8 protein-coding genes and 1 pseudogene are annotated in these 18,483 nt (G+C 72.4%); 2 read left to right on the forward strand and 7 right to left on the reverse strand.

The features are described 5' to 3' along the window. Window positions 1-5: 5 nt before the first annotated feature. The 7 genes from QQS16_RS38900 to mqnE form a co-directional block, all read right to left on the reverse strand. Window positions 6-857 (reverse strand): ABC transporter permease, encoded by an 852-nt coding sequence (locus tag QQS16_RS38900; RefSeq protein ID WP_286067307.1) that lies wholly within the window; start codon window positions 855-857, stop codon window positions 6-8. Next, complete coding sequence (locus tag QQS16_RS38905) at window positions 854-1,846, reverse strand: ATP-binding cassette domain-containing protein (RefSeq protein WP_286067308.1); 993 nt, start codon at window positions 1,844-1,846, stop codon at window positions 854-856. The genes QQS16_RS38900 and QQS16_RS38905 overlap by 4 nt, the downstream gene beginning before the upstream one ends. A gap of 49 nt (window positions 1,847-1,895) precedes the next feature. After that, window positions 1,896-3,101, reverse strand: coding sequence for a cyclic dehypoxanthinyl futalosine synthase (mqnC, locus tag QQS16_RS38910; RefSeq protein ID WP_286067309.1), 1,206 nt, complete (start codon window positions 3,099-3,101; stop codon window positions 1,896-1,898). Between the two features lie 37 nt (window positions 3,102-3,138). Further along, complete coding sequence (locus QQS16_RS38915; protein WP_286067310.1) at window positions 3,139-4,041, reverse strand: menaquinone biosynthetic enzyme MqnA/MqnD family protein; 903 nt, start codon at window positions 4,039-4,041, stop codon at window positions 3,139-3,141. 59 nt (window positions 4,042-4,100) lie between these two features. After that, entirely contained in the window at window positions 4,101-4,868 is a 768-nt protein-coding gene (locus tag QQS16_RS38920; protein WP_286067311.1) for a thioesterase II family protein, read from the reverse strand. Between the two features lie 153 nt (window positions 4,869-5,021). Continuing rightward, on the reverse strand, window positions 5,022-5,324 hold the full coding sequence (locus tag QQS16_RS38925) for a ferredoxin (RefSeq protein ID WP_286067312.1): 303 nt from the start codon (window positions 5,322-5,324) through the stop codon (window positions 5,022-5,024). Between the two features lie 68 nt (window positions 5,325-5,392). After that, window positions 5,393-6,556 carry an aminofutalosine synthase MqnE gene (gene mqnE / locus QQS16_RS38930; protein WP_286067313.1) on the reverse strand — a complete coding sequence of 388 codons (1,164 nt, stop codon included), beginning with the start codon at window positions 6,554-6,556 and terminating at the stop codon, window positions 5,393-5,395. A gap of 395 nt (window positions 6,557-6,951) precedes the next feature. Here mqnE and QQS16_RS38935 point away from each other — a divergent pair, with 395 nt between their 5' ends. After that, a complete protein-coding gene (locus QQS16_RS38935) occupies window positions 6,952-7,812 on the forward strand; it encodes a 1,4-dihydroxy-6-naphtoate synthase (RefSeq protein ID WP_286067314.1) in 861 nt (286 codons plus the stop codon). A 534-nt stretch (window positions 7,813-8,346) separates the two neighbouring features. Beyond that, window positions 8,347-18,441: pseudogene (locus QQS16_RS38940) on the forward strand (type I polyketide synthase); the annotation flags it as partial. Between the last annotated feature and the right edge of the window lie 42 nt (window positions 18,442-18,483).

Below are 18,483 nucleotides of genomic sequence, written 5' to 3' on the forward strand. Positions count from 1 at the left end.
CCCCTTCAGGAACCGGCCGCACGGTAGCGGCGGATCGCCAGCGCCCGGCAGGCCACCGCGATGACCACCGACCAGGTCACCGAGACCAGCACCGGGTGCTGCGCGGGCCACGCTCCGGTGGCGGCCAGCCCCGGACTGCCGAACAGCTGCCGGGCCGCCTGCACGGTCGCGCTCAGCGGATTCCACTCGGCGGCCCAGCGCAGCACCGTCGGCAGCGTGGACGGCGCCACGAACGCGTTGGACAGGAACGTCAGCGGGAACAGCCACAGGAAGTTGCTGGTGGCCGCAGCCTCGGGGGCGCGCACCGACAGTCCGATGACGACGCCCACCCATGACAGCGCGTACCCCATGAGCAGCAGCAGCGCGAACGCCGCGAGCGCCCGCGGCAGCCCGTGGTGGATACGCCAGCCGACCAGCAGCGCGCACAGGACCATCACCATGATCACGACGGTGTTCTGCACCAGGTCCGCGACCGTCCGCCCGGTCAGCAGCGCGCCGCGCGCCATCGGCAGCGACCGGAACCGGTCCACCATGCCGCTGTGCACGTCGGTGGCCATGCTGACGCTGCTGTTGCTGGCGGTGGCGAACGCGATGGTCTGGGCGAAGAACCCGGCCATCATGAACTCCCGGTAGGCCGCCGGGCCCTCTGCGCCTGGCAGGCTGAAGGACCCGGCGAAGAGGTAGGCGAACAGCAGCACGAACACCACGGGCTGCACCAGACTGAGGATCAGCACCTCCGGGATCCGCACCATCCGGGTCAGGTTGCGCCGCGTCACCACCAGGACGTCGCGTACGGCCTTGGCGGCCGTACCGGGTGGGAGCTCGGGTACGACCGGTGCCACTGCCGACACGTTCACCACTCCTTCTCGCTCGACGCGCCGACGCCCACCGCCGTCCGCCCGGTGTCCCCGGGGACCGTCCCGGTCAGGGCCATGAAGACCTCGTCCAGGGTGGGGCGGCGCAGCCCGATGTCGGTGATCTCGATGCCCTCGGCGTCCAGCGCGGCGACCACCTCCGCCAGCAGCCGCACGCCGCCGTCGGCCGGCGCGGACACCGTCGACCGGGGCCGGTCGACGTCCGGGACGCGGCCGGCGAGCCGGGCCAGCAGCCCTGCGGCGGCCTCGAGTTGCTCGGGCCAGGACACGACCAGCTCGATGCGCCGGCCGCCGGCCTGGGCCTTGAGATCGTGCGGGGTCCCCCGGGCGATGATCCGCCCGTGGTCGACCACCGCGAGGTCCTGGGCGAGCCGGTCGGCCTCCTCCAGGTACTGCGTGGTGAGCAGCAGTGTGGTGCCCTGCCGCACCAGGTCCTCGATGGCGTCCCACAGCATCAGCCGGCTCGTGGGGTCCAGCCCGACCGACGGCTCGTCCAGGAACATCACCGTGGGTCTCACCACCAGCGCCCCGGCCAGGTCCAGCCGGCGCCGCAGCCCGCCGGAGTAGGTGCTCGACACCCGGTCGGCCACGCCGGCCAGATCGAACCGGTCGAGCAGTTCGTCGGCGCGCCGCCGGGCCGTGCGGGAGCGCAGTCCGTACAGCTCGCCGATCATGCGGAGGTTCTCGCGGCCGGTGAGCCGGTCGTCGACCGCCGCGAACTGGCCCGACAGGCCGATCGAGAGCCGCACCGAGTCCGGGTCGCGGACCACGTCGTGACCGGCCACGGTCGCGGTGCCCGCGTCGGGGCGCAGCAGCGTGGTGAGCAGCCGCACCATGGTGGTCTTGCCCGCTCCGTTGGGGCCCAGCAGCCCCAGCACGCTGCCTTCCGGTACGTCCAGGTCGACTCCGTCGACGGCCCGGACATCGCCGAAGGTCTTCACCAGACCCGCGGCGTGTATGGCGCCCGCCATGGGCTTCTCCGTCCTTGTACGCAGGGGTGGGGGTGAGGGGGCCCGGGTCTCAGGTGGCGGTGATCAGCTTCAGTTCCGGGTGTGCGGTGCCGCCCGCGATCGCCGTGGAGGACACGTGCGAGACGATCCGCTCGTCGACGGGGTCCTTCGCCGGGTCGTCGTGCACCACTAGGTGCTCGTACGTCGTGGAGCGCTGCGCCGGAACCCGTCCGGCGGCCCGGATGAGCGTGATCAGCTCCATCAGGTCGGAGCGGTGCCTGGCGCCGGCGGAGGAGACGACGTTCTCCTCCAGCATGATCGAGCCGAGGTCGTCGGCGCCGTAGTGCAGGGACAGTTGGCCGACCTCCTTGCCGGTGGTCAGCCAGGAGCCCTGGATGTGGGCGATGTTGTCCATGAACAGCCGCGCGACGGCGATCATCCGCAGGTACTCGAAGAGCGTGGCCTGCGTACGGCCCTTGAGGTGGTTGTTCTCCGGCTGGTAGGTGTACGGGATGAAGGCGCGGAACCCGCCGGTGCGGTCCTGCACGTCACGGATCATCCGCAGGTGCTCGATGCGCTCGGCGTTGGTCTCGCCGGTGCCCATCAGCATCGTGGAGGTGGACTCCACGCCCAGGTTGTGCGCGATCTCCATGATCTCCAGCCAGCGCTCGCCGGACTCCTTCAGCGGCGCGATGGCCTTGCGGGGCCGGGCCGGCAGGAGTTCCGCGCCGGCGCCGGCGAAGGAGTCGAGTCCGGCGGCGTGGATGCGCTGGACGGCCTCCTCCACACCGACCTTGGAGATCCGGGCCATGTGCTCGACCTCGCTCGCCCCCAGGCTGTGGATGACCAGCTGCGGGAAGGCCTGCTTGATGGCGGAGAAGTGCTTCTCGTAGTACTCGACGCCGTAGTCCGGGTGGTGTCCGCCCTGGAACATGATCTGGGTGCCGCCGAGTTCGACGGTCTCCGCGCACCGGCGCAGGATGTCGTCCAGGTCACGGGTCCAGCCCTTGGCGGTGTCCTTCGGCGGGGCGTAGAAGGCGCAGAACTTGCACGCCGTGACGCACACGTTGGTGTAGTTGATGTTCCGCTCGATGATGTACGTGGCGATGTGCTCGGTGCCCGCGTACCGGCGGCGGCGTACGGCGTCGGCGGCGGCGCCCAGCGCGTGCAGCGGGGCGTCGCGGTAGAGGTCGAGCGCCTCCTCGGGGGTGATCCGCCCGCCGTCGGCGGCACGGTCGAGCACAGACTGGAGAGGGTGGTGCGCAGGTCGGGACACGGTGCCGGCCTTTCCGGTGGTGTGGTCGGGGACGGGATCAGGGAGCAACGGGTGCGAGCAATTGGACTTCGACGTCGGGCGGGAAGCCCTCCTCACCGCCGACCCGGCGGGCGAACTCGGCGATGCCGGCCAACTGCGCCTCGCCGAGGCTGAAGTCGAGGGCCGTGGTGTAGTAGCGCTCCAGCGTCGCGGCGTCGAACTCCTCCCACTGGGAGGCCTGTTCGCACACCTTGGACACCTCGGCCAACGACAGGTCGCGCGAGGCGAGCAGGTCGGCGTGGACCCGGCGCACCAGCTCCGGTTCCCGGGCCAGGAAGTCGCGGCGCGCGGCGAAGAGAGCGAACACGAAGGGCAGACCCGTCCAGTCCTTCCACATCCGGCCCAGGTCGTGCACGCGCAGTCCCGTCCTCGGCGCCACGTGCAGGGCCGCGCGCAGCGCCGCGTCACCGATGACCACGGCCGCCTTCGCCTCGGACATCATGGTGCGCAGGTCGGGCGGACACACGTAGTAGTCGGGACGCACCCCGACGCGCTCGGCCAGCAGCAGCCGCGCCAGCCGGACGGAGGTGCGGCTGGTGGAGCCGAGCGCGACGGGCTGACCGTCCAGATCCTCCAGCGGCACCTTGCTGACGATCAGGCAGGACATCACGTCGCCGTCGCTGCCCACCGCGATGTCCGGCAGGGCCACCAGATCGTCCGCGTGCCGCAGGAACTCCAGCAGGCTGATCGGCCCGATGTCGAGGTCGCCCGCGGCCAGCGCGTCGTTGAGGCCGTCCGGGGTGTCGGTGCGCAGCTCCATGTCGAGGAGGGTGCCGGTACGGGCCAGCCCCCAGAACAGCGGAAGGCAGTTGAGGAACTGGATGTGCCCCACCCGGGGCCGGCGCCGGCGGACGGGGGTCGGCGTCGACGCCGGTGCCACGGGCGCGAGTTGCTCGGTCATGGTGCACAACTCCCGGAACGGGTCGAGGGGTGGCGGAGAAGGCAGGGTGGGGCGCGGGGTCAGACCCGGCCGGTGGCGCAGGTGGCGGTGAAGTGCCCGGTCAGCACGGTCAGCACCTCGGCGGGCCGTTCCGACAGGAAGAAGTGGCCGCCGGAGAAGACATGGAGGTCGCAGTCGGCGTCGGTGTGCTCGTTCCAGGCGCGGGCCTCCTCCAGCGACGTGCGGGGATCCGCGTCGCCGGTCAGCACGGTGACGGGGCAGCGCACCCGGGCGCCGGGCTCGCAGCGGTAGGTCTCCACGGCCCGGTAGTCGCCGCGGATGGCGGGCAGCACCATGCGCAGCAGTTCCTCGTCCTGGAGGACCTGGGCGTCGGTGCCGGCCAGGCGGCGCAGTTCGGCGACCAGTCCGTCGTCGTCGAGGGTGTGCACGTGCTCGTCACGGGTGCGGGAGGGGGCCCGGCGGCCCGACGCGAACAGGCGGACCGGGCCGTTGCCGGCCCGCTCCATGCGCCGGGCCGTCTCGAACGCCACCAGGGCTCCCATGCTGTGCCCGAAGAACGTCAGCGGTCGGTCGTCCCAGCCGGCCAGGGCGGCCGTGATCCCGTCCGCGAGTTCGGCGACGGAGCTGGGTCCCGGTTCGCCGCGGCGGTCCTGGCGTCCGGGGTACTGGATCGCCAGGACGTCGACACCGGGGCTCAGCGCGGCGGCGACGGGCACGTAGAAACTGGCCGACCCGCCGGCGTGCGGAAAGCACACCAGACGGTCGGCCGCGTCGGGAGAGGGCCGGAACCTGCGGATCCACAGGTCGTCGGAGGGGGCGGTGCTCATGGGACGTGGATGTCCTTCCCGTGTGTCGACGTGCCCGCTCCACGCGGATGGGCATCGAACGCGGTGTCGCGGGGTGCGGAGAGGAGGGGGCGAGGCTTCCGGCCCACGGGAGACCGGTCCGGTCGCCTCGCCGTTCGAGGGGGTGACGGGCTGTCAGGCGTCGACGGCGTCGGGGCCGTGGATCTCGACACCGTCGGCGACGCGGCGGACGTGGATGCACTCGCCGGGGCACTCCCTGGCGGAGTCGACCACGTCGGTGAGCACGTCCAGCGGGATCCTGGTCGTCGCGCCGGGCTCCTGGAGCAGTTCGTCCTGCTCGCTCTTCACGTAGGCCAGCCCGTCGATGTCCAGTTCGAACACCTCGGGCGCGTACTGGGCGCAGATGCCGTCACCGGTGCACAGGTCCTGGTCGATCCAGACTTCCAGGTCCTCGTTGTTCGTCGTCTGGGGGGACATTCACACCTGCCTGGCGGAGTCGTCGGGGGTTGCGGGGGCGCGGGAGGGGTGGGGTCACGGGCGCCGGATCAGACCCGCATCGGCTGCGGCGACTCCCGGCGCGCCGGGTCGGGCCCGTCGTACTCGCGGATGATCTCGTAACGCGTGTTCCGCTCCACCGGCCGGAAGCCGGCGTCGCGGATGAGGTCGAGCAGGTCCTCGCGGGTCAGCTTGTTCGGCGTGCCGTAGTTGTCGGCGTCGTGCGTGATCTTGTACTCGACGACCGACCCGTCCATGTCGTCCGCGCCGTGCTGGAGGGCCAGTTGGGCGGTCTGGAGCCCGTGCATGACCCAGAACACCTTGACGTGCGGCACGTTGTCGAACAGCAGCCGCGACACCGCGAAGGTCTTCAGTGCCTCCGCGCCGGTCGCCATCTGGGTGCGCGCCTGGAGCCGGTTGCGGACCTTGCCGTCCTTCACGTCGACGAAGTCGTGCTGGTAGCGCAGCGGGATGAAGACCTGGAAGCCGCCGGTCTCGTCCTGGAGCTCACGCAGCCGCAGCACGTGGTCCACACGGTGGCGGGGCTCCTCGATGTGGCCGTACAGCATGGTGCACGGGGTCTTCAGACCCTTCTCGTGCGCCAGCCGGTGGATGCGCGACCAGTCCTCCCAGTGGGTGCGGTGGTCGACGATGTGCTGCCGGACCTCCCAGTCGAAGATCTCCGCCCCGCCGCCGGTCAAGGACTCCAGGCCCGCGTCGATCAGCTCGTCGAGGATCTCCGACGCCGACAGGCCCGAGATGGTCTCGAAGTGGTGGATCTCCGTCGCCGTGAACGCCTTCAGGGAGACGTCCGGCAGGGCCTTCTTCAGCTCGCTCAGCGACCGCGGGTAGTAGCGCCACGGCAGGTTCGGGTGCAGCCCGTTGACGATGTGCAGCTCGGAGAGGTGCTCGTTCTCCATCGCCTTCGCCAGCCGGACGGCCTCCTCGATCCGCATCGTGTACGCGTCCGCCTCGCCCGGCTTGCGCTGGAAGGAGCAGTACGCGCAGGACGCGGTGCACACGTTGGTCATGTTGAGGTGACGGTTGACGTTGAAGTGCACGACGTCACCGTTCTTCCGCGTGCGCACCTCGTGCGCCAGACCGCCCAGCCAGGCCAGGTCGTCCGACTCGTACAACGCGATGCCGTCCTGGCGGGACAGCCGCTCACCGGAGAGAACCTTCTCCTCCAGCTCGCGCTTGAGCCCAGCGTCCATGGCCGGGATACCTCCTCGGTCAGTGCCTCGTGGCACACGTAGTGGGTCCGAGCACGCGCGGCACGTTGCTCGTCTGCGGCCCCGGACCGGAACGAACCCCCGCGGTCCGTGGACCGGTCGTCCCGCCCAGGGACGGGCGGGCGGGACGATCGCAGCCGCGCCATCCGGCGGCTGTGCCGAAGCCGTCCGGCCGGAGCCCGCGGACCGGCCGAGGAGCCGAACGCCACGGGCCCCGGCCGGACGACGGGGCGTCGACACGCGCCGAGTGGGGCCCTCCCATCCTGACGGAGGGCAGTCTGGGGAAAACCCCATACCCGCGACGGGTTTGCTGAGGGCGACGGCCCGTGCCGCCCGGCACATCCCCGGCCGAACGGCAGACAAGGAAGCCACCGCCCATGACGTCACCGCTGACCCTGGCGCACTCCCCGTGCCCCAACGACACGTTCGTCTTCCACGCCTGGACGGAGGGGCTGCTCCCGGACGCCCCGGAGGTGCGGCTCACCTTCGCCGACATCGACGTCACCAACGGCATGGCCGCACGCGGCGAACTGGACGTACTGAAGATCTCCTACGCGACCCTGCCGCACGTCCTGGAGGACTACGCCCTGCTGCCGTGCGGCGGCGCCCTCGGACACGGCTGCGGCCCGCTCGTCCTGTCCGCCGGACCCGCGGAACCCGCCGCGCTGGCCGGTGCGCGGATCGCCGTCCCCAGCACCAGTTCCACGGCCTGCCTGCTGTTCCGGCTGTGGGCCGCCGAAGCCGTACCGGGCGGCGTCGGGGACATCACCGTCCTGCCGTTCCACGAGATCATGCCGGCTGTCCGCGACGGCCGTGTCGACGCCGGCCTGGTCATCCACGAGGCCCGCTTCACCTACGACCGCTACGGCCTGCACCGCGTGGCTGACCTGGGCGAGGAATGGGAGAAGCGGACGAGCCTGCCGATCCCCCTCGGTGCCATCGTCGCCCGCCGCTCCCTCGGCGAGCCCCTGCTGCACCGGGTCGCCGACACCGTACGGGCCTCGCTCCGCGCCGCCCGGCACAGCCCCACCGCCTCCCGCGGCTACGTCCTGCGGCATGCCCAGGAGATGCGGCCGGAGGTCGTCGACCAGCACATCGACCTGTACGTCAACGAGTTCACCGTCGACCTCGGCCAGGACGGCCTGCACGCCGTCCGCGCCCTGCTGGACCGCTCCGCGGAGCTGGGTCTGCTGCCGCCGCTGCCGGCCGGAGCGCTGGAGACGACCGGCCGCCTGTGAGCTGCGGGGGCGCGGGGCGCGGTGTGTGAACCGGTGGGCGGGGTCCGGCACGGTCGGGTGCCTCGCCCACGGGTCGGGCCTCGCGCGGCCGGGCCGCAACGGCCGGCCTCGTGTGGTCGTGCCTCCAGCGGCCAGGCCCGCGCGGTGGGTCTGTGGTGGTCGGAGCCCGCGCGGTCGGGCCGCAACGGTCGGGGCCTGCGCGGTCCGCTTGGCCAGGACGACCCGCCCAGGCAACGAAACCACCTGGCAACGCTAGAAGTTCTCTTAGAGCCCCCGGTCAGGACTCCGGAACCGCCCCGGGCCGTCCCCATAATCGCCCTGGAGGACGGCCGGGCACCGGGAGCGCCAGGGCCGTCCGCCCCGAGGGAACCGGCTTCCGCGCCCGCCCTCACCGGCCCCGGCACCCATGGTGCCGGGGCCGACACCGATGGCCCGTGCCCCACCGGCGAGCCGCCGCGCCCGCCGCCGAAGGGAGACCGATCCGTGAGCTCCGTGAGCGACGACAGGCTTCGCGACTTCCTGACCCGAGTCTCCAGTGACCTGCGGCGCACCCGCGCCCGGCTGCGCCAGGTCGAGGCCAAGGCAACGGAACCCATCGCCGTGGTCTCCATGAGCTGCCGCTACCCCGGCGGAGTACGCACGCCCGAAGACCTGTGGCACCTCGTCGACACCGGCACGGACGGCATCTCCCGCTTCCCCGACGACCGGGGCTGGGACCTGGACGCCCTCTACCACCCCGACCCCGCCCATCCCGGGACCTGCTACACGCGGGAAGGGGGATTCCTGCACGACGCAGCCGACTTCGACCCGGCCTTCTTCGGCATGTCCCCCCGCGAGGCGCTGGCCACCGACCCGCAACAGCGGCTGCTGCTCGAACTGACCTGGGAGGCACTCGAACGCGCCGGTCTGCGTCCGTCGGGCCTGCGCGGCAGCGCCACCGGGGTGTTCGCAGGCGTCATGTACAACGACTACGCCACCCGCTTCCCCGAGCCGCCCGCCGGGGTCGAGGGCCACCTCGGCAACGGCAGCGCGGCCAGCATCGCCTCCGGCCGCATCTCCTACACGTTCGGCTTCGAGGGCCCGGCCCTGACCGTCGACACCGCCTGCTCGTCCTCGCTCGTCGCCCTGCACCTGGCCGTGCAGGCCCTGCGGGCGGAGGAATGCGACCTCGCCCTGGCCGGCGGCGTCGCCGTCATGTCCACCCCCGTCACCTTCCTGGAGTTCAGCCGGCAGCGCGGGCTCGCGCCGGACGGGCGCTGCAAGTCCTTCGCCGACGCGACCGACGGCACCGGCTGGGGCGAAGGCGCCGGCCTGGTCCTGCTCGAGCGGCTCTCCGACGCCCGCCGCAACGGCCACCAGGTGCTCGCCCTCATCCGCGGCTCGGCCGTCAACCAGGACGGCGCGAGCAGCGGCCTCACCGCCCCCAACGGCCCAGCACAGCAACGCGTCATCCGCGCGGCGCTGGCCTCCGCCGACCTCACTCCGGCCGACGTCGACGCCGTCGAGGCACACGGCACCGGCACCACCCTGGGCGACCCCATCGAGGCACAGGCCCTGCTCGCCACCTACGGCCAGAACCGCCCCGCGGACCGGCCCCTGTGGCTGGGCTCCCTCAAGTCGAACATCGGCCACACCCAGGCCGCGGCCGGCGTCGGCGGCGTCATCAAGATGATCCAGGCCCTGCGCCACGAGCGTCTGCCGCGCACCCTGCACGTCGACACCCCCACCACCAGGGTCGACTGGACGGAGGGCGACGTACGCCTGCTCACCGAACCGGTCGCCTGGCCACGGGCCGAACGGCCGCGCCGTAGCGGCGTGTCCGCGTTCGGCGTCTCGGGCACCAACGCCCACGTCATCCTGGAGGAGGCCCCGCCCGCCGTGCCGGACGGCGCCATCGCCACCGCGGCGGACGGCGACACGGCCAGCGGCCGGTCCGCGGACCGGATGTCGCCGGTGCTGCCGTGGATCATCTCCGCGCGCACCACCGAGTCCCTCAAGGCGCAGGCCCACGCCCTCCTTGACCACCTCCGAACCCACCCCGACACGGACGACCCGGCCGTCGCCCACACCCTGGCCACCGCACGCACTCACTTCGAGCACCGCGCCGTCGTGCTCGGTACCGGCAGGGATGCCCTCCTCGCCGGTCTGCGTGGCCTCAGCACCGGCGAATCCGCTGCGGACACGGTGACCGGTACCGCACGCCGCGGCGGCAAGGTCGCCTTCCTGTTCTCGGGTCAGGGTGCGCAGCGTGCGGGTATGGGGCGGGTGTTGTATGAGGCGTTCCCGGTGTTCGCTGAGGTGTTCGATGCGGTGTGTGCCCATGTCGGTGTGGAGCTGAGGGATGTCGTCTTCGGTGAGGACGGGGGGCGGTTGGGGCGTACGGAGTGGACGCAGCCGGCGTTGTTCGCGGTGGAGGTGGCGCTGTTTCGGCTGCTCGAATCGTTCGGGGTGCGTGCGGACTTCGTAGCCGGGCATTCCGTCGGTGAGATCGCGGCCGCGCATGTGGCGGGTGTGTTGTCGTTGGAGGATGCCTGCACGCTGGTGGTGGCGCGGGGGCGGCTGATGCGGCGACTTCCGTCGGGCGGGGTGATGGTGGCGGTGGAGGCTGCCGAGGACGAGGTCCTTCCGTTGCTGGAGGGCCGTCGTGGGGTGTCGGTGGCGGCGGTCAACGGTCCTCGGGCCGTGGTGATCGCGGGCGCGGAGGCGTCCGTATGCGATGTCGCCGAGGCACTCCAGGCGCGGGGCCGCCGTACGTCTCGTCTGCGGGTCTCGCATGCTTTCCACTCGCCGCTGATGGAGCCGATGCTGGCGGACTTCCGTCGGGTCGCCGAAGGCGTCACCTACGCCACTCCCTCGGTCCCGGTCGTCTCCAACGTCACCGGAAAGCTCGCGGCGGACGGCGAGTTGGGCACCGCTGAGTACTGGGTCCGTCATGTCCGTGAGGCGGTCCGGTTCGCCGACGGGATCGCCACCCTCGCGGCGGAAGGCGTCACCCGCTTCGTGGAGGTGGGTCCGGACAGCACCCTGAGCGCATTGGCCCAGAACTGCCTGCCGGACACCGACGAGCTGTTGTTCGTCCCCACGCTCCGCAAAGACCACGACGAGGCAAACGCCGCCGTCTCCGCGCTCGCCTCCCTGCACACGACGGGACTGACCGTCGACTGGAACGCCCTGCTGCCTGGACCCCACCGGCTCGTCGAACTGCCCACCTACGCCTTCGAGCGACACCGTTACTGGCTCGACCCGGTGGCCGATCACCGGGGCCCCGGTGGCGGCCACCCCCTGCTGTCCACCGGCACCGACCTCGCCGACTCGACCACCGTCATGGCGACCGGCCGCATCTCCCGGCGCGTCCAGCCGTGGCTCGCCGACCTCGCCACCGGCGGCGGCAGCCTCGTACCAGGATCCGTCCTCACCGACCTCGCCCTGCACGCGGGGCGTGCCCTCGGTGCCCACCGCCTCGACGAGTTGCACATCGACGTGCCGTTGCCGCTCCCGGCCGACGGCGAGACCGAAGTGCAGACCGTCACCGAGGCGGGCGACGGCGAGGATCTCTGGAGCTTCGCGCTCTACGCGCGGCCCCTCGACACCGACACCGACGGCGACACCGACGCCGACCGGACCGACGAACTCCGGCCCTGGACGCGGCATGCCCACGGCACGCTGATCCGTGCCCGGAACGACGAGCCGGCCACCGGTGCCGCCGAGGCGGAGGAGGCCTGGCCGCCCCCCGGCGCGATTCCGGTCGACCCCGAGGAACTGTACGACGCCCTCGACGCGACGGACGGCAAGCATCCGGCTCCGCGCTCCCTCAAGGCCGTCTGGCGCCTGGGCGACGAGATCCACGCCGAGGTCGCTCTCGACGACAACCAGGAGGCGGACGCCGCGCGGTTCGCCGTACACCCCGCCCTCCTGGACGGCGCGATGGTCGCGCTCACCGCGCTCGGCCATCCCGCCCCCCGGCTGCTCACCTGGTCAGGCCTCACCCTGCACGCACGCGCCGCCACGTCGGTCCGCGTCCACATCGCTCCGACGTCCGGCACCGGGGCAGCGCTCCGGCTGCTGGACGGCAGCGGCGCTCCCGTACTGACCGCGCGGGCCGTCTCGGTCACCCCCCACCACCTCGTGGACCACCTTCCGGCGGGTGCCCTGGGCCGCGCCGCTGACCTCTACACCGTCACCTGGGCCCCCGCCGGGCCCGCGTCCCTGCCGGAACCGTCCTCGACGACCGTCCTCACCGGCCCCGACGCCATACTCGAAGACGTCTCCGACACCCCGTACGGCGAACTGGTCGCCGTCCCATGGGACCCGGCCGACCCCCACGCCGACGCCGACTCCCACGCCGTCACAGCACTCGACGTGCACACGTCCACCGCGCACGCGCTGGCCCTGCTCCAGCGCTGGCTGACCGATCCCCGCGCGGCGCGGTCGCGCCTGCTCGTCGTCACCCGGCGGGCGGTGGCCGTGACCGGCGACGAGGCCGTCACCGACCTCGCGGCCGCCGCGGTCCGCGGGCTCGTCAAGTCGGCCCAGTCCGAGAACCCGGGCCGCTTCCTGCTCCTCGACACCGACGCCACCCCCTCCCACGACGAGATCTCCCTCGCCGCCCGCCTCGACGAGGACGACCTCGCACTCCGCGAGGGCCGCGTCCTCGTTCCCTCCCTCACCCGGGTGGACGGCCCGCCGCAGACACCGGCCCACGCGCGCGCGCAGACCGCACCGCCCACCGGTGATGCCGCCATGACCTTCGACCCGGACCGCACCGTCCTCGTCACCGGCGGCACCGGAACCGTCGGCGCGGCCACGGTCCGCCATCTCGTCGCCCGCCACGGAGTCCGGCACCTCCTGCTGGTGACGCGCCGCGGAACGGACGCTCCCGGAGCCGCCGAGCTGATCGCCGAACTGGCCGCCCACGGAGCCCGGACCACCGTCGTGCGCTGTGACGCCGCCGACCGCGACGCCCTGGCCGAAGTCATCCGCGCGATCCCGGAGGACCACCCGCTCGGCGCCGTGATCCACGCCGCCGGCGTCCTCGACGACGGCGTCATCACCTCCCTCACCCCGGCCCGGCTCTCCACCGTGCTGCGCCCCAAGGTCGACGCCGCGTGCAACCTGCGCGAACTCACCAAGAACCACCCGCTGTCGGCGTTCGTGATGTTCTCCTCGGCCGCCGCCACCCTGGCGGGCCCCGGCCAGGGCAACTACGTGGCCGCGAACAGCTTCCTCGACGGCCTCGCCTCCGCCCTGCGCGCCGAGGGCCGCCCCGTGCTGTCCATCGCCTGGGGACTGTGGGAGGCCGACAGCGCCATGACCCGGGCTCTGGCCGACACCACCCACCACAGGGCCGCGCGCAACGGCATCACCGCCCTGTCCAGCGAGGACGCCCTCGCCCTCTTCGACCGGGCCCTGGCCCATACCGGCGGCACCCCCGTCCCGCTGCGCGTGGACCGTACCGTCCTGCGTCGCGCCGGAGACCGGCTCCCGCCCCTGCTCCGCTCCCTGGCGGGCCCGCCGGCCCTGCGTACGGCAGCCGCGCCCGGTCCCGGAGCCCCGGCATCCAAGGGCTACGCGCACCTGCCGGAACCGAGGCGCCGCGACGCCGTGACCGATCTCGTGCGCGGCACCCTGGCCACCGTGCTCGGGCACACGCCGGGCACGCCGATCGGCCTCGACCTGCCGTTCACCCAGCTGGGGCTGGACTCCCTGACCTCCCTGGAACTGCGCAACACCCTCAGCCGGCGGACCGGTCTGCCGCTGCCGGCCACCCTGGCCTTCGACTGCCCCACGCCCCGAGCGGTCGTGGACCACCTGCTGACCGCGCTCAGCCCGCGGGTGGAGGAGAACGTCCCCTCGCCCTCCCCGGCGCCGCACGGCGGCAGCACCCCACCGCCCGACGACCCGATCGTCATCGTCGGGACGGGCTGCCGCTTCCCCGGCGGTGTGGAGAGCCCCGAACAGCTCTGGGACGTACTCCTGCGCGGTGAGGACACCATCGGAGCGTTCCCCGCCGACCGCGGCTGGTCCGAAGTGGACATGCCCGGCAGCCCGGACCCCGACTACGTCCGCCTGGGCGGCTTCCTCGACGATGTCGCCGGATTCGACGCGGAGTTCTTCGGCGTCTCCCCGCGTGAGGCACTGGCGATGGATCCGCAGCAGCGGTTGCTGCTGGAGACGTCGTGGGAGGCGGTGGAGCGGGCGGGCATCGACCCGCGGTCGCTGCGCGGCACCCGGGTGGGCGTGTTCACGGGCACCAACGGCCAGGATTACCCAACCCTGTTGAGTATGGCGGAGGGTGACTTCGGCGGATACATCGGCACCGGCAACGCGGCCAGCGTCATGGCCGGTCGTCTGGCCTACGTCCTGGGCCTGGAAGGCCCGGCGGTGACCGTGGACACGGCCTGCTCCTCCTCGCTCGTCGCCCTGCACTGGGCGATGCGCTCCCTGAACTCGGGCGAGTGCGCGATGGCCCTGGTCGCCGGTGTGACGGTGATGTCGACGCCGGGCGCGTTCGTGGAGTTCGGCCGTCAGGGTGGTCTGGCGGGAGATGGCCGGTGCAAGGCGTTCGCGGAGGGTGCGGACGGTACGGGGTGGGGTGAGGGTGTCGGTGTGCTGCTGGTGGAGCGGCTCTCGGACGCCCAGGCCAGGGGCCACCGGGTGTTGGCGGTGGTGCGTGGGTCGGCGGTCAATCAGGACGGTGCGTCGAACGGGTTGACGGCGCCGAACGGTCCGTCGCAGCAGCGGGTGATTCGTGCGGCGTTGGCGAGTGCGGGCCTGTCGGCGGCTGATGTCGATGTGGTGGAGGCGCATGGTACGGGTACCAGGCTGGGTGATCCGATCGAGGCGCAGGCGCTGCTGGCGACCTACGGGCAGGATCGTGAACACCCTTTGTGGGTGGGGTCGGTGAAGTCGAATCTGGGTCATACGCAGGCGGCGGCGGGTGTGGCCGGTGTGATCAAGATGGTGGAGGCGTTGCGGCGTGGTGTGCTGCCGGCGACGCTGCACGTGGACCAGCCGTCCTCCCGGGTGGACTGGACGACGGGCAAGGTAAGGCTTCTTACCGATTGTCAGGAGTGGCCGTCCGTCGACCGGCCCCGTCGGGCGGGAGTTTCCTCCTTCGGCTTCAGCGGCACCAACGCCCACGTCATCCTCGAACAGGCCCCCCAAGAGCCGACCGGTCGACCGGCCGAGGCCGACGCCCTGCCGATGACCCCCTGGATCGTCTCGGGCGAGGGCCCCGACGCCCTTCGCGCTCAGGCCGCCCGCCTGCTCGCATACGTCCAGACCACCCCGGAGATCGATCCCGGCGCCGTGGCCGCCGCGCTCGCGACCCGTCGCACCGCCTTCACGAACCGCGCCGTGATCCGGGGCCGTGACCGTGACGCACTCACGGCAGGGCTTCAGGCACTCACCGAGGACCGGACCGTTCCCCACGTCACGGTCGGCACTGTCGGCCAGGGCCGTACGGCGTTCTTGTTCTCGGGTCAGGGTGCGCAGCGTGCGGGTATGGGGCGGGAGTTGTATGAGGCGTTCCCGGTGTTCGCTGAGGTGTTCGATGCGGTGTGCGCCCATGTCGGTGTGGAGCTGAGGGGTGTCGTCTTCGGTGATGAGGCTGAGCGGTTGGGGCGTACGGAGTGGACGCAGCCGGCGTTGTTCGCGGTGGAGGTGGCGCTGTTTCGGCTGCTCGAATCGTTCGGGGTGCGTGCGGACTTCGTAGCCGGGCATTCCGTCGGTGAGATCGCGGCCGCGCATGTGGCGGGTGTGTTGTCGTTGGAGGATGCCTGCACGCTGGTGGTGGCGCGGGGGCGGCTGATGCGGCGACTTCCGTCGGGCGGGGTGATGGTGGCGGTGGAGGCTGCCGAGGACGAGGTCCTTCCGTTGCTGGAGGGCCGTCGTGGGGTGTCGGTGGCGGCGGTCAACGGTCCCCGGGCCGTGGTGATCGCGGGTGCTGAGGCGTCCGTATGCGATGTCGCCGAGGCACTCCAGGCGCGGGGCCGCCGTACGTCCCGTCTCGGCGTCTCGCATGCTTTCCACTCGCCGCTGATGGAGCCGATGCTGGCGGACTTCCGTCGGGTCGCCGAAGGCGTCACCTACGCCACTCCCTCGATCCCGGTCGTCTCCAACGTCACCGGAAAGCTCGCGGCGGACGGCGAGTTGGGCACCGCCGAGTACTGGGTCCGTCACGTCCGTGAGGCCGTCCGGTTCGCCGACGGGATCGCCACCCTCGCGGAGCAAGGCGTCACCCGGTTCGTCGAACTCGGCCCCGACGCCACCCTCACCGCGCTGGCCTCCCACTGCCTGCCGGACACCGACGGGCTGCTGTTCGTCCCCACCCTGCGCAAGCACCGCGACGAGGTGGACACCGTCCTGGAGGGGGTCGCCGCCGGTCACACGACGGGCATGGCGGTCGACTGGGCGTCGGTCATCGGCTCCCGCGACACGGCAGGGGTGGAACTCCCGACCTACGCCTTCCGGCACGAGCGCTTCTGGCCGCAGACGAAGCGGGCGCGGACGACGGAGCAGGCCGAGGGCAGCGGGAACCTCGGTGGTGCCGACTTCTGGGACATGACGGACCCCGCGGACTCCCTCGAACTGGCGGAGTCTCTCGGCATCGGTGCGGAGGTCGTCGAGGAGATCGTGTCGGGTCTCGCCGCCCAGCGGCGCGAGCGGGCTCTGCGCGCCGAGGAGGACGGCTGGCGATACCGCGTCACCTGGGAGCCGGTCGGTCTGCCCTCGGCGGCCGTCGGGACAGGGCGATGGCTGGTGCTTCACCCGGAGAGCGGATCGGCGGGGCTCGGCACCGTCACCGAGGCACTGCCCGGCTGTCTGCCCTTCGCCGTCCCCGCGAACAGCGACCGGGTCTCCCTGGCCCGCGCGCTCGTCACGGCGGTCCGCGGTACCGCCGTCGCCGGAGTGGTCGTTCTTCCCGGCTCGTTGGCCGAGGCCCTCACGGCCGTTCAGGCGCTCGGCGACATCGGGACGACGAGTCCCGTGTGGTGTGTCACCACGGGAGCCGTGACCACCGGGTCGCCCGCGGAGGCCCCGGTGAGCCCCGAACAGGCCGCCGTCTGGGGGTTCGGCCGGGTGGCGGCCCTGGAATTCCCCGACCGATGGGGCGGACTGATCGACCTGCCGCCGACGACCGACGCGCGGACAGCCGGCCTGCTCGCCGCGGCGATCACCTCTCCGGACGAGGACCAGCTCGCCCTGAGAGCCAACGGTGCCTTCGCGCGTCGCCTGCGGGAGCATCCGGCCGCCCGGAGTGCCGCGACCGGCTGGAAGCCGCCGCAGCGCGTGCTTGTCACCGGCGGCACCGGAGCCCTCGGCGGACACCTGGCCCGCTGGCTCGCCGAGCGGGGTGCGCGCGAGATCGTGCTCACCAGCCGGCGCGGCCCGGACTCCCCGAACGCCGGTCGTCTGGTGGAGGAGATACGTGCCGCCGGAGCGGAACAGGTGCATCTCGAACGATGTGACGTGGCCGACCGCGACGCGGTCGCCGCGTTGCTCGCACGGCACCGGGTCGACGCCGTCTTCCACGTCGCCGGTGTGCCCGACACCATGCCCATCGACGATGTCGACGACGCCCACCTGGCCGACGTGTGGTCCGCGAAGGCCCGGGGTGCCCTGTACCTGGACGAGCTGACGCGAGGGTGGGGGCTGGAGGCGTTCGTGGTGTTCTCGTCCATCGCCGGTGTGTGGGGCAGCGGACGGCAGGGGGTGTACGCGGCGGCGAACGCGTGCGCTGACGCGGTGGTGGAAGCGCGTCGTGCGCGGGGCGAGGCGGGTCTGTCGGTGGCCTGGGGCCCGTGGTCGGGCGGGGGGATGGTGTCGAGTGTGGGTGCGCGGGAGTTGGAGCGTCGTGGGCTGCGGGTGATGGAGCCGGCCCGGGCCCTGAGGGGTCTGGGGCGTGCGCTGGCTGCGGGGGACGGCACCGTGGTGGTCGCGGACGTGGAGTGGGAGCGGTTCGCTCCCGCGTTCACCGGCCGTCGGCCCAGCCCGCTGCTGACCACCCTCCGCACCCGCAGCTCCGCCGGAAGCGAAGGCACGCCAAGGAGCGGGACGGACGGCCCGTCGGCCCGTGCGGCCGAGAGCGCGCGTGACCGCCTGGTGCGGCGCCTGGCAGGCCGGCCCGAGACGGAACGGCGCCGGGCCCTGCGTGAGCTCGTACAGGAACGGGCGACACTGGTCCTCGGCCGGTCGGCCGACCGTGCCGTCCACGTCGACCGGCCCTTCAGGGACGTCGGGTTCGACTCCCTCACCGCGGTCGAACTCCGTAACGCGCTGAGCACCGAGACGGGCCTGCGGCTGCCGCCGTCCCTCGTCTTCGACCACCCGACCCCGCGTGACCTCGCCGATCACCTCCATGACGAACTCTTCGCGGAATCCACCTCGGCCGGCGGTCCGCGCCCGGCAGCGGCGGAGCCGGACGAGGCCCGCCTCCGTGACCTCCTCGCGGCCATCCCCTACGCCACCTGGCAGCAGAGCGGTCTGCTCACGAAGGTGCTCGCCCTGGCCGAAACCGTGGACCGCGCGGCAGGCACACCGCCACAGGACGGCGCCGACGCCGAAGCCATCGGCGCCATGGACGTCGACGCCCTCGTCCAACTGGCCCTCGGTGACACCTCGCCCTGAGATCCCGCCGCCCCGTCCGGCGTGTCGTGCCGCCGTGCCGCA

Origin of the sequence: Streptomyces sp. ALI-76-A, from assembly GCF_030287445.1 — a bacterium.
Lineage (GTDB): Bacteria > Actinomycetota > Actinomycetes > Streptomycetales > Streptomycetaceae > Streptomyces.